At 68.8% G+C, this 12,953-nt stretch carries 11 protein-coding genes; 4 read left to right on the plus strand and 7 right to left on the minus strand.

What is annotated here, in order from left to right:
• Window positions 1–128: 128 nt before the first annotated feature.
• Together IF11_RS42810 and IF11_RS0130725 are read right to left on the minus strand one after the other, a co-directional pair.
• A complete protein-coding gene (locus IF11_RS42810; RefSeq protein WP_051746375.1) occupies window positions 129–1,205 on the minus strand; it encodes a hypothetical protein in 1,077 nt (358 codons plus the stop codon).
• Window positions 1,206–1,373: 168 nt separating this feature from the next.
• Window positions 1,374–2,543, minus strand: a complete 1,170-nt coding sequence (locus IF11_RS0130725) for an ROK family transcriptional regulator (protein WP_037729008.1) — start codon at window positions 2,541–2,543, stop codon at window positions 1,374–1,376.
• A 47-nt stretch (window positions 2,544–2,590) separates the two neighbouring features.
• On the opposite strand from IF11_RS0130725, the gene IF11_RS0130730 reads away from it, so the two are divergent.
• Both IF11_RS0130730 and IF11_RS0130735 read left to right on the plus strand, forming a co-directional pair.
• Entirely contained in the window at window positions 2,591–3,682 is a 1,092-nt protein-coding gene (locus IF11_RS0130730; RefSeq protein WP_030355050.1) for a Gfo/Idh/MocA family oxidoreductase, read from the plus strand.
• On the plus strand, window positions 3,679–4,173 hold the full coding sequence (locus tag IF11_RS0130735; RefSeq protein WP_030355051.1) for a heme-degrading domain-containing protein: 495 nt from the start codon (window positions 3,679–3,681) through the stop codon (window positions 4,171–4,173). The genes IF11_RS0130730 and IF11_RS0130735 overlap by 4 nt, the downstream gene beginning before the upstream one ends.
• A gap of 77 nt (window positions 4,174–4,250) precedes the next feature.
• Here the strand turns inward: IF11_RS0130735 and IF11_RS0130740 are convergent, their stop codons facing one another.
• The 5 genes from IF11_RS0130740 to IF11_RS0130760 form a co-directional block, all read right to left on the minus strand.
• The gene (locus tag IF11_RS0130740; RefSeq protein WP_030355052.1) at window positions 4,251–5,141 is read right to left on the minus strand and encodes a fumarylacetoacetate hydrolase family protein; all 891 of its coding nucleotides are present in this window, start codon (window positions 5,139–5,141) and stop codon (window positions 4,251–4,253) included.
• 139 nt (window positions 5,142–5,280) lie between these two features.
• Complete coding sequence (locus IF11_RS0130745) at window positions 5,281–6,033, minus strand: YidC/Oxa1 family membrane protein insertase (RefSeq protein ID WP_030355053.1); 753 nt, start codon at window positions 6,031–6,033, stop codon at window positions 5,281–5,283.
• 164 nt (window positions 6,034–6,197) lie between these two features.
• Window positions 6,198–6,512: a DUF6412 domain-containing protein gene (locus tag IF11_RS0130750; protein ID WP_030355054.1), complete on the minus strand. Its 315-nt coding sequence runs from the start codon at window positions 6,510–6,512 to the stop codon at window positions 6,198–6,200.
• Window positions 6,513–6,829: 317 nt separating this feature from the next.
• On the minus strand, window positions 6,830–8,404 hold the full coding sequence (locus tag IF11_RS0130755; protein WP_030355055.1) for a sodium:solute symporter family protein: 1,575 nt from the start codon (window positions 8,402–8,404) through the stop codon (window positions 6,830–6,832).
• Window positions 8,401–8,613, minus strand: coding sequence for a DUF3311 domain-containing protein (locus tag IF11_RS0130760; protein ID WP_240627720.1), 213 nt, complete (start codon window positions 8,611–8,613; stop codon window positions 8,401–8,403). The genes IF11_RS0130755 and IF11_RS0130760 overlap by 4 nt, the downstream gene beginning before the upstream one ends.
• A 73-nt stretch (window positions 8,614–8,686) precedes the next feature.
• Here IF11_RS0130760 and IF11_RS0130765 point away from each other — a divergent pair, with 73 nt between their 5' ends.
• Together IF11_RS0130765 and IF11_RS0130770 are read left to right on the plus strand one after the other, a co-directional pair.
• A complete protein-coding gene (locus IF11_RS0130765) occupies window positions 8,687–9,685 on the plus strand; it encodes an SEC-C domain-containing protein (protein ID WP_030355057.1) in 999 nt (332 codons plus the stop codon).
• A gap of 67 nt (window positions 9,686–9,752) precedes the next feature.
• Entirely contained in the window at window positions 9,753–12,890 is a 3,138-nt protein-coding gene (locus tag IF11_RS0130770; RefSeq protein ID WP_030355058.1) for a DEAD/DEAH box helicase, read from the plus strand.
• The last annotated feature ends 63 nt before the right edge of the window (window positions 12,891–12,953 follow it).

Below are 12,953 nucleotides of genomic sequence, written 5' to 3' on the forward strand. Positions count from 1 at the left end.
AATAATGCACGGTCCGACACGCCCAGCCTAACCAGGGCGTGCGATGGACAGCACAGGGTCCCGTCCACCGCGCGAGCAAGAGGGAAGGAGGCCGGCCGGGCAGGTCGTCGTGAGCCGGGCCCGGCCGGTCAGGGGCGCCCGGTCCGCAACCGCCGTACGCCGACGACCAGCACGACTCCGGCCGCGAGCAGGGCCACGGCGGCGGCGATCCGGCCGATGAGGTCGCCGCCGAGATCGCCGCCGGTTCCGGTGCGGGCGAGTTCGGACTCGGGGGGTTCGTAGACGCCGGGGGTGGCGGTGGGCGGGGGTGTGGCGGCGGGCATGGGGGGCACGGCTATGCCGGAGTCCGGGTCCGGGTCCGCGTCCGGGTCCGGGGTCCGGGCCGGGTCAGTGCTCGCTTCCGTGTGCGCCTCCGCCCTCTTCTCCCTGTCCTCCTTGTCACCGCCCTCCTTGTCGCGGCTACCCTTCTTGTCCCCGTTCGCCCCGCCCCCGCCGACGGCGAAGTCGTACGCGTTGGACTGCCCCACCCAGTCACCGTCACCACCCCGGCGCTGCACGGTCGCGGCGCTCATCACGACCCTGTTCGGGCGCGCGTCCGCGGTGAAGGCGAGCCGCGCGCTGACGGTCACGGTCCGGCCTCCGGGGACGACGAAGCCCGGGAAGCCGTCGTCGAGCACGCCGACGATCTCGTCCTCGTCGGTCTTCGCCAGCGACAGCGTGCGCCACCGCCCTCCGTCGCCGGACGTCGCCGGCCTGATCTGGAGCGTGACCTGGGAGACGGCGAGTGTCCGGTCCCGGTCGGCGAGGACGACCACGGGATGGATGTGCCGGCAGTCCGCGTCCGTGGTGTTGGTCAGATCCAGAAACCAGGCCCCGGGGCCGCCGCCGGGCCGGAAACCGGCGGGCCCGCCATGGATACGCGCCTCGATCGGGAAGTCACGACCGGAGACATCGCCACAGCTCGGCTCACGCGTCCCCTCACGCGCGCCTTCACGCGCGCCTTCACGCGCCGACTCACGCGCACCGGCCGAGGCCGCCTGGACAGCCGTCACCTGCGCCGCCCGCGCTTCCGGTGTGAGCGCGGGCAGCAGAGGCACGGCTGTCGGCGCGATCGCGGTGGCGGCGGTGACGCCGAAGGTGAGGGCGCGGCGCAGTCGAACGGCTCGGGCGAGGCGGTCGGATCGCGAGGAAAACGAGGGTCGCATGGGTCGCATGAGTCGCACGGCCTTTGCTGATCGCGTGACGGTCGGGGCAGCTGCCTGGCCGGCCGGTCGGCCGCCACGGGGCCCGCATCCCTGACGCTGTCATGTGCCGGAGGCCCGGCCCGAGCGCTGTACCCCCAAATGGCTGACTCATCGGACAAATAGACTCGATCAGCCCAGCTCCGCACTCCGGCGATGCCGGAACACCGGCGCCAGGACCAGCTGCGCGGCACCCTCCGCGACCGGGTGCGCGCCTCCCTCGGCCGCCGCTACGGGGATGCCCGCCCCCCGGGCGCGTTCGGCGACGGCGGCGGCCACTCCCCGTACGAAAGGCTCCTCGTGCGCGGCGATCGTCCGGCCGCCGAGCAGTACGCGGTCGATGTCGAGCAGCCCCACCAGGTTCGCCGCCCCGGCGCCGAGCACCCGCGCGGCCTCCGCCATATCGCCGCGCGCGACCGCCGCCAGACAGAGCGCCTCGATACAGCCGCGGTTTCCGCACTCGCACAGGGGCCCGTCGAGCTGGATGACCTGGTGGCCGAACTCGCCCGCGCCGGTGCGCGCCCCGCGGTGGAGCGTGCCGCCGAGGACGAGCCCGGCCCCCAGGCCCGTACCGAGATGGAGATATACGAACGAGTCGCCGGGCCCGCGCAGCGCCAGTCCGAGGGCGGCGGCGTTGGTGTCCTTGTCGAGGACGACGGGGAGCTGGAGGCGGGCGGCGAGGGCGTCGCGCAGCGGGAAACCGTCCCACTGCGGAAAGCCGGTGACGCGCCGGGGTACGCCGGTGGCGTGGTCGAGCGGCCCGGGCATCGCGACCCCGACACCGAGCGGCCCTCCGACGCCAAACCCCTCCTGTACGGACTCCACGCGCCCGCCCTCAACGTGCCTGGCCTCCGCCCGCGCCGCCTCCGCCCGTACCGCGTCCACCTGTACCGCCGCCGCCTCGATCACCCGCTCCGCCCCCGCCCCGAGGTCGAGCGGCACCCTCCGTACGGCCACCGGCGTACCGGCCAGGTCGACCAGGACCGCCGTCAGTTCGTCGCGGTCCAGATGCAGGCCCACGGCGTGCGCGGCCGAGGGAACGAGCCGCAGTACGGTCCGGGGCTTGCCGCCCGTGGAGGCGCGGCGCCCGGCCTCCGCCGCCATGCCCTCCGTACGCAGTCTGGCCGTGATCTTGCTGACCGCCTGCGGGGTGAGGCCGGTGCGTTCGGCGAGTTCCAGCCGGCTGATCCCGCCCTCGCCCGCCGTACGCAGCAGGTCGAGCACCAGCGCCGCGTTGTGCCCGCGCAGCACCGGGAGATTGGCTCCCGCGTTCCCTCTGTTCACATCCGTCACGTCTGCCATTGTCTCTCCTGCTTGCACTTTGGAAACACCGTTGCTTAAGTGGACGCATGACTGGTACCGGCACCCCTCTGCGCGTCGGACTCGTGGGCTACGGCCTCGCGGGCTCCGTCTTTCACGCCCCGCTGATCGCCGCCACCGACGGGCTCGCCCTCGATACGGTCGTCACCTCCAGCCCGGAGCGCAGGAAGCAGGCGCGCGCCGAATTCCCCGGCGTACGGTTCGCGGCCTCGCCGGACGAACTGTGGCAGCGGGCGGACAGCCTCGACCTCATCGTCATCGCCTCCCCCAACAAGACCCATGTCCCGATCGCGACGGCCGCGCTCAAGGCCGGTCTGCCGGTCGTCGTGGACAAGCCGGTCGCGGGCAGCGCGGCCGAGGCGCGTGAGCTGGCCGCGCTCGCCGAGGAGCGCGGGCTGCTGCTCTCCGTCTTCCAGAACCGCCGCTGGGACAACGACTTCCTCACGCTCGCCCGGCTCATCGCGGCCGGTGAGCTGGGCGACGTACAGCGCTTCGAGTCCCGCTTCGAGCGGTGGCGCCCGCAGCTCAAGGGTGGCTGGCGCGAGTCGGGCGCGGCGGAGGAGATCGGAGGTCTGCTGTACGACCTCGGGAGCCATGTCGTCGACCAGGCGCTGGTGCTGTTCGGCCCGGCGGTACGGGTGTACGCGGAGGCGGACGTACGCCGCCCCGGCGCCGAGGCCGACGACGACACCTTCATCGCGCTCACGCACGCGAACGGCGTGCGCTCCCATCTCTACGCCAGCGCCACCACCGCCCAACTGGGCCCGCGCTTCCGCGTACTGGGCTCGGCGGCCGGCTATGTGAAGCACGGACTCGACCCCCAGGAGGCGGATCTGCGCGAGGGCAGGCGGCCGGGCAGGGGTCCCGGCTGGGGCGTGGAGCCCGAGTCGCTGTGGGGCCGGATCGGGGCCGGGGAGTCGCCGCTGACGGGCGGCGGCCACCCCGTGGAGACCGAGCCGGGCGACTATCCGGCGTACTACGCGGGGATCGCCACCGCACTGCGCGAGGGCACCGCGCCGCCGGTGACGGCACACGAGGCGGCGGCGGCGCTCGACGTACTGGAAGCGGCGCGGCGCTCGGCCCGCGAAGGCACCGCGGTCACGCTGGAGGTCCGGTCATGACCACCGCCGCTTCCGCCACCCCCACCCCCACCCCCACCGCCACGGTGGCCGAACTCGAAGCGCAGGAAGCCCGGCTGATCCTGTCTCACTTCACGTACGACGACGCGTGGGCGCTGGGCACTCTGCTGGTCGAGCTGGCGCGCGAACAGAGCGCGCCGGTGGCGATCGACATCCGCCGGGGCGCGCAGCAGCTGTTCCACTGCGCCCTGCCGGGCTCGACGGCGGACAACGACGCGTGGATCGACCGCAAGCGCCGGGTCGTGGAGCGGTACGGCGCCAGCTCGTTCCTCGTGGGCGCGCGCTTCCGCGCCAAGGGCACCAGCTTCGAGGAGTCCTCCCGCCTCGCCCCGGACCTGTACGCGGCGCACGGCGGCTCGTTCCCGATCGCGGTGGAGGGCGCGGGCGTCATCGGTACGGTGACGGTCTCGGGGCTGCCGCAGGCGGAGGACCACGCCATGGTGGTGCGGGCGCTGGAGCGACTGCGCGGCTGAGGAGTTGGGGTGGGTACGGAACGGGCGGACCGTTCCGTACCCCGGCTGCCTCGCGACCCCGGCTGCCTCGCCGCGCGTCACGCGTCCTTGAACTCCTGGCGCTGCCGCCCCAGTCCCTCGATCTCCAGCTCCACCACATCACCCGCGCGCAGATACGGCTTGGGCTCCGGCTTGCCCAGCGCCACCCCGGCCGGCGTCCCGGTGTTGATGACATCGCCCGGGTACAGCGTCATGAACTGGCTGACGTACCGCACGACTTCACCCACCCCGAAGATCTGCTCGGCGGTCGTCCCGTCCTGCTTCAGCTCACCGTTGACGCGGAGCCTGAGCGCCAGGGCCTGCGGGTCGGGCACCTCGTCCGCGGTCACCAGCCAGGGGCCCAGCGGGTTGAACGTCTCGCAGTTCTTGCCCTTGTCCCAGGTGCCGCCGCGCTCGATCTGGAACTCGCGCTCGGAGACATCGTGCGAGACGGCGTACCCGGCGACATGCGCCAGCCCGTCCGCCGCGGAGTCCAGATAGCGGGCGGTACGACCGATGACGACGGCGAGTTCGACCTCCCAGTCGGTCTTGACGCTCCCCCGGGGCACGAGGACGGTGTCGTCCGGGCCGACCACGGTGTCCGGCGCCTTGAAGAAGATGATCGGCTCGGCCGGAATCTCGGCTCCGGTCTCCGCCGCGTGATCGTGGTAGTTCAGCCCGATGCACACGATTTTGCCGATCCGCGCGAGCGGCGGACCGATGCGCAGACCGGATCCGTCGAGTTCGGGCGGTTCGCCCGACGACCCGTCGAGTACGGGCAGTTCGCCGGACGCGGCCGCCGCCCGGATCCGGTCGAGCGCGGCGTCATCGGCGAGCAGCGCGCCGTCGATGTCCGTGACCAGCCCGGACAGGTCCCTGAGGGTCGTCCCGTCCTGGTCAAGCAGCGCGGGACGCTCGGCCCCGGCCGTACCGACACGCAGCAGCTTCATGTCTGTCTCCTCTGCTCGAACATGACCCGGCCGATGGGTGCGGTCATCGGAGGGGATCGGCTGATCCTCCAAGACATCCGATCACTCTGCAAGACCCTGTTCACACCCTGGACCGCCCTGTCAGGGGGTGGCGGTGGCTTCAGGTGGCGGCGGCCAGCGCGCCCGACGGATACATGTCCCGGTAGAGGAAGTAGCGTTCGGCCGCCGTCCACGTCGTACTCGTCACCACGTACAGCGCGGCGGCCAGCGGCACCACGGCGACGGTGAAGAGCGTCGCGAAGGACAGCAGCGGCATCATCTTCGTCATCGCGCCCATGCCCGGCATCGGCTGCCCGTCGGGCCCCGCCGGCATCGCGGGAGTGTGCGCCATCTGGATCTTCGTCCGGCGGAAGTTGAAGGTGGCGACCCCGGCGACGATCGCGAAGAGGCCCAGATACACGAGCCCCGCGCCACCCAGCACCCCGCCGTGCGCGAGCGCGTCCGTCCAGCGGTCACCGAGCGGCGCGGCGAAGAGGGAGTGGCCGAGCAGTTCGTTCCGCTCGCCGCCGATCGTCCGGTTGGAGAAGAGGTGGTACATCAGGAAGAACGCGGGCATCTGGAGCAGGCTCGGCAGACAGCCCGAGAGCGGCGAGACCTTCTCCTTGGCGTGCAGTTCCATGAGCGCCTTCTGCATGCGCTCGGGGTTCTTGCCGTGCTTCTTGCGCAGTTCGGCGATCTGCGGGGCGAGTTTGGTACGTGCCTTCTGGCCGCGGGCCGCCGCGCGGGAGAGGGGGTGGATCGCCAGCCGTACGCAGGCGGTGAAGAGGATGATCGCCGCGGCGGCGGCGCCCGCGCTGAAGAGCGGCTGGAGAAGATTGGCGAGTTGTCCGACCAGATTGGCGAAAACGGACATGGTGAGCCCTCCGTGGGTCACGTCGTGCCGGATGAGATCAGCTCGGCGTGACGACCCGCGCGGGGGTGTGGAGAGGGTGCGTACGTACAAGAGGGTGGGTACGTACAGGGGGCGCTTGCCCCTGCGTATCCCCGCTCTGCGTACGCCTGCCCCGCGTACCCCTGCTACGCGGCCGTCGGAAGAAGACGGCCGGGTGCTCGGGGCCGGGTGCGGCCCGAGGCGTCGGGGTCCCGTTGGGGCAGGAAGGCGGTGCGTTGCTCGCGGTCGCGGATGGCCGTACGTACCCGGTGCCGCGGGTGAGCGGGTACGGAGCGCGCGCTGATCAGGGCGCAGACGACGAGGGCGGAGCCCGCGGCGGCCGTGGCGGTGGCGGCGAGCGCGACGGCGGCGGAGAGGCTGCCGGCGTCGAGGAGCAGGACTTCGGCGACGAGGAAGAGCAGCAGCCCGGCGGGGCGCGGCAGCCGCAGCGCGCGGACCATGGCCTGCCCCTCTCGTTCCGGGTGTCGGAGTGCCTTATCGGAGTGCTTTATCGGAGTGCTTCTACGACAAACGCCGCTTCAGCCGTTATACACGATCGGTCTCCAGTGGCTGAAGCAGCCGACGGGACCGGAGCAGGGCCCGGCGTACCGGATGCCCCGGGTCCGGATCGAGGTACGGAGACGCCGCGGGCCGGGCATTCGCCGTACGCGCCCAGTTACGTACCGCGGGCGTCATGTGTGAGCACGCCTAGCGGCTTCGCCCTGTCCCCGCCCCTTCCCCGTCCACCCGCGCGGTGTGGAGTCCGTCCCGGCGGGGCTCACGGTGCTGGGCGCGGCGGCGGTGCCGGCGCTACGGGAGCGCCGCCCGAAGGCGAAGGCAAGGCATCGACCCCAACGACGGAATCGACGGAATCGAGCGAATCGTGCGCGAGCACATCCGCGTCCGGCCGAGGGTCGACGTCGGCCGTCCCCACGTACGTCACCACCAGCGCGACGACAAGATTCGCGGCGAGCGCGACGATCCCCGCGTTCACCCCCCACACCGGATCGTGGCCGGTGAAGACCAGCGCGCACACCGTCCCCACCCCCACCGCGAGCCCGCTCAGCCCGCCCGCCAGCGTCAGCCGCCGCCACACCAGCCCCAGCAGCACCATGGGAAGCAGCTGCGCCATCCCCTCGTACGAGATGAGGGAGAGCCGTACGAGCGTGTTGGGCGCGGCGTACGTCAGCACCAGCGCGCCCGCGCCCGCCGCCACGACGACCACCTGCGCGGCGCCCTTCTGCCTGGCCCGCCAGCGCGGCACGAGCGAGAGCACGCTGCGCCCCCACATCGTCCCGATCACCAGCATGAACACGGCCATCGGCACGATGGAGGAGAGGGCCGCGGCGACCCCGATGATCCCGACCGCCCAGGCGGGCAGCGAGTCGACGACAAGCCGGAAGAGCGCGAGGTTGGAGCCGGCGCCGGTGAGCCCGGGGACGACGAAGAGCGCGGCCATGCCGAGCAGCATCGGGATGAAGAGCAGCACGTTGTAGGCGGGCAGCCAGATCGCGTTGCGGCGCAGCGCGTCGGCGCTGCGGGCGCCCAGATAGCCGGCGACGGTGGTGGGGAAGATGACGACGGTCAGCGCGTTGAGCAGCGAGGTGGTGATGAACCAGGCCGTACCCAGCCCGCTGCCGCCCGCTCCGCCGCCACCGTGTCCCGGCAGGGTCAGCCACTCCCCCTTCTGCGCGACCAGCCGGTCGAGGAGCGGCCCGTACCCGTCGAAGTAGTGCAGCGGCACATAGACGGCGAGGAACCCCAGGGTGCCGATCACCAGTACGTCCTTGAGCACCGAGACCCAGGCGCTCCCCCGCAGCCCGCTCACCACCACAAATCCCGTGGTCACCGCGAAGGCGATGAAATACCCCCAGTCAAGGCTTATCGCCCCGTACGAGATGGTCGAGACGACCACACCCATGCCGGTGATCTGGAGCTGGATGTACGGCAGGAGGAAGACGGTCGCGAGCACCGCCGTCAGAGCGCCCAGCCAGGGGCGTCCGAAGCGGTGGGCGAGTATGTCCGTGATCCCCACAAGATCATGGCGGCGCGCATAGCCCCACAACATGGGCCCGACGACATAGCCGACGGCGTAGCCGCAGGACATATAGGCGACCACATAGAGGACGGGTGCCCCGTAGTTGTAGCCCCAGCCCGCGGCGCCCAGATAGCTGAAACTCGTATAGCTCTCGCCGGCCATCAGCACCCAGATGAAGACGGCGCCGAGACTGCGTCCCCCGACGGACCACTCGGCGATCCCGCCGCCCGTACGCCGCCGGACGGCGAGCAGCCCGAGGCCGACCGTCCCGACCATGAAGACGGCGAAGATCGTGGTGGCGACAGCGGCGTTCACTCCGCTCCCTCCCGGCGCCGCAGCCGCTGATCCCCGCGCCAGGCCAGCGCGACGGCGACGGGCGTCAGCACCGTCGCGCCGAGCAGCCACAGGGACAGGAACGGCAGCCCGAGGATCACGGGCTCCACCCGGTTCACCCAGGGCAGCGCCACCAGGAACAGCACGAAGGGAACCAGCAGCCAGAGCAGATGAGGACGGTGTCGGAGCACGTCAGGACCTTAGACGAGGCACGACCGACCGCCCCCCTCCGCTCCCGCCCCGCACGGCAGTACGGTGTCCGTCATGCGCCCCGACATGCCTGCCGACCACACCACGGAAGCCGAGCGCCTGCTGCGCACCGCTGCCCAGTACCCCGAGGATCACGAGCCCCTGCTCCTCCGTGCCGCGGCCCATCTGGAACTGGCCGGCGACCGCGACCGCGCGACCGGCCTCTACGACACCCTCCTCGCGGCCTCCCCCGACCACCCCCACCTCGTGAAGGCGCTCCAGGCCGCCAACCTCTGGGAGTACGGCCACGAGGCGGAGGCCCACGCGATCATCGACGGCCTGCGCGCCGCGGCCCCGCTGGACCCGGGCCCCTGGGAGATCGTCGCCGAGACCCTGGAGTCCCACGACGAGCTCGAAGCGGCTCACGACACCTTCACGACCGCGCTCAACACACTCCTCACCCCCGGCGAAGAGGTCCCCTACCCGGTCCACAACCTGCTGATCGGCCGCCACCGCGTCCGCCGCCTGCTGGCCCTGGACCACGACGACTGGGACGGTCTCGCGGACCGCGTCAACCCCGCCTCGGTCACCCTCGACGAACTCCACGACCCCAAACGCCTCTGGTCCCTGGGCTCCGACAACCCCGCCGAACTCCAGGCCGAGATCACCCGCCTCCGCGCCGAGCTCGGCTCGTACCGTACGGCCCTGTCCCGCCCGTTCCCGGTGGCGATGCTCCACTGGCCGGCCCCGGAACTGACCGAACTCCTCGCCGCGTACCCGACCCTGGCCACCGAGTACCCCTCCCACGAGGCCCACCTGTCCCACCTCGAATCCTCCCTCCGCGACCTCGCCGCCACCGGCACCCCCAACCTGGGCATCGTTACGGCCACGGTCCCGTCGTACGAGGCGTTCGCGGCCTCGGAGCAGTCCTCCCCCTCCAACACGGACCTGCTCCCCCAATACGCCACCACCCTCGCAGCCCGAGGCCGAGCCACCCCCTGGCCCCCAGCCCGCAACGCCCCCTGCTGGTGCGGCTCGACAAAGGCGTACAGGGACTGCCACGGCGCGAATTAGCGCGGGATGTCAGTGGTTGCTGCAAAAATCAACGTCGAACGTGCGACTTCGATGAGGGGATCCCTGGATGACGGACGCGCTCGACAGCAGATCTCCGGCAACCGGACTCTACGAGCAGCTGATTACGTTGCGGCTCGAAGACCGCCTCAAGCAGTTGGACAGCACGGGGTGGCGGACGATCGATGTCGAAGTGGGCGCCGAATCCACACCTCATGTCTTGGCTCGGCATGTAGCCGAGACCGTCCGACGCGTGCTTCGAGGCTTGCCGGCTGCCGAGCGTGTCCATGCTGCGAACCACATCCTCGAATCGGTCAGCACGTTGGCTGGCGCGCAAGAGTGGGTCGACATGGTCGCCGATGGCCCCCGGCAGCTCATGTCGATAGCGGAACAGAAGGCTCCCGGCGTCTACGCCATCCGCCCAGCCACGCCACTGTCCGACACCGCCCTACTCACCAACTCCCCTGACGATCCCAACCTCGGCTTCGAGCTCCGCGCAGAGCTGGCCACTGCGGACCGCGTCGACTTGTTGTGCGCCTTCGTGAAGTGGCATGGGCTACGTGTCCTTGAGGGCGCACTATGCGCTGCCAGTGAGCGCGGAGTGCCCATCCGGGTCATCACCACGACCTACATCGGCGCCACCGAGCGACGAGCACTGGATCGACTGGTGCAGGAGTTTGGCGCGGAGGTGAAGGTGAACTATGAGCTTCGCTCCACCCGTTTGCATGCGAAGGCGTGGCTCTTCCGACGGAGTTCCGGATACGACACGGCGTACGTCGGCAGTTCGAACCTCTCCAAGGCGGCGCTCCTCGATGGCCTTGAGTGGAACGTGCGCCTCTCCTCCGTCGCCACCCCGGATGTCCTGAAGAAGTTTGAAGCCACCTTTGACTCCTACTGGAGCGAGGCAGCTTTCGAGCCGTACGACCCCGATGTTCATGGGGAGCGCCTGGACGCGGCGCTGCGAGAGGCCAGCGGGGGAACCAACGGCACCACGGGGCGGAGCATCACTCTCTCCGGGTTGGAAGTGCGCCCATATCCGCACCAGCAAGACATGTTGGAGCGTCTTGAAGTAGAGCGGGATGTCCATGATCGGCATCGCAATCTCCTCGTTGCCGCTACGGGTACGGGCAAGACGGTCATGGCTGCCCTGGACTACAAGGCGCTGCGTAGGAAGCTCGGCCGAGATCTGCGGATTCTCTTTATCGCTCACCGCAAGGAGATCCTGGAACAGTCACTCCGCACCTACCAAGGTGTCCTTAACGACGGGAACTTCGGCGAGTTGTTCGTCGGCGGTGAGATCCCTTCCGCCTGGAAGCATGTCTTCGCGAGCGTTCAATCACTCAATGCTCGGGCGTTGGATAGGCTCACTCCCGATCACTTCGACGTTGTGGTCATCGACGAGTTTCACCATGGCACAGCCCCGACCTATCGCAAGATTGTCGACCACTTCACGCCGACAGAACTCCTTGGTTTGACGGCAACACCGGAGCGCATGGATGGATTCAATATCCAGGATGAGTTCTTCGACGGTCGAATCGCCGCAGAGATGCGCTTGTGGGAAGCATTGGAGAACGAGCTCCTCTCCCCCTTCCACTACTTCGGAATCACCGACAGCACCGATCTGACAGCCATCCAGTGGAAGCGTGGATCATACGACTACACCGCCCTCAGTAATCTCTTCACTGGCAACGACGCCCGCGCCCGACTGATCGTCAAAGCCGTCGAGGAAAAGATCACTGATCCGGGACGCATGCGCGCGTTGGGATTCTGTGTTTCCGTAGCACACGCTCACTTTATGGCGAAGTTCTTCCAGCAGGCAGGACTCAACGCCACTGCACTATCTGGTGAGACACCAAGCGAACAACGCAAGGCCGCACTCAATGCACTGCGGGCCGGAGAGCTGCAAGTCATCTTCTCCGTAGACCTCTTCAATGAAGGTCTGGATATTCCTGATGTAGACACTCTGCTCCTACTTCGCCCAACATCGAGCGCCACTGTCTTCTTGCAGCAACTCGGGCGTGGTCTACGCCGCTGCGAGGGGAAGGCCGTCCTCACAGTGTTGGACTTTATCGGTCAGCACCGCAAGGAGTTCCGCTTCGAAGAGCAGTTCCGATCGCTCACGAACCTCACGCGAAACCGTCTCGTCTCCGCGATCGAGCACGATTTTCCCCAACTCCCTTCGGGCTGCCAGATCATCCTTGAGTCAAAGGCCAAGGACCTGATCATCAACAACATTCGCCAGCAGATCAGCGTGAATGTCAAACAACTGGCTGACGAAGTCCGTCAGATCGGCGAACCTCGCCTTTCATCCTATCTGGCGGAGAGCGGACGCGAGATCAAGGAGCTCTACCGTGGATCCGATCACTCCTGGACTTCCTTGCTCCGCCGCGCCAAGCTTCTCACTCCCCGCGCGCCTGACGCAGAAGCAGCCTTGTTGAAGCGAGCTTCTGCTTTCCTCCACGTAGACGACACGGCTCGCGCCGCGGCCTATACGCGCCTTCTAGAAGACGACGCCCCAACCTACGACGAGCTTTCCGACCTCGAACGCGCCTACGCGCGCATGCTCTTCTTCACCCTTTGGCCGTCGGGCGGATTCGACACCTACCAAGCCGGCCTCACATCCCTGGCTCACCAGCACGCGGTACGCAGCGAGTTGCGCCAGATTCTCGCGCACGTCCTCAACCACCTAGACCACGTCACACCGGCCTTGCCTGATGCGCACAGCGGCCTGCCGTTGCGATTGCATGCTTCATACAGTCGCGAGGAAATCCTCACCGCACTCGGCCAGTCCGCCATCGGTGGCCTATTGCCAACTAACTTCCGTGAGGGCGTCCGCTGGTGTCAGCAATCGAAGATTGATGCTCTGTTGATCACTCGTGAGAAGGACGAGAAGGACTTCTCTCCGCAAACGCGCTACAAGGACTACGCGATGAGCGACACCCTTTTCCATTGGGAGTCGCAGAATCAGACATCCGAGTCCTCACCTACGGGAATCCGTTACAGGTCTCACCGAGACATGGGCACACACGTGATGCTCTTCGTCCGCCGCTACAAGAAGACAGACATCGGCGGCCCCCAACCGTGGATGCTGCTGGGCCCGGCAGACTATGTCTCCCATGAGGGCAACAAGCCGATGGGAATCACCTGGAAACTGCACTTCCCGCTGCCTGCCGACGTCTTGACCTATTCCGCCATAGCGGCGGGTTAAACCCCTTGGAGACTGCAGCACCTTTGCACGAACTTACCCGATGGCCGCGCCCTGAGCATCAGT

The organism is Streptomyces scopuliridis RB72 (assembly GCF_000718095.1).
Classification (GTDB): Bacteria; Actinomycetota; Actinomycetes; order Streptomycetales; family Streptomycetaceae; genus Streptomyces; species Streptomyces scopuliridis.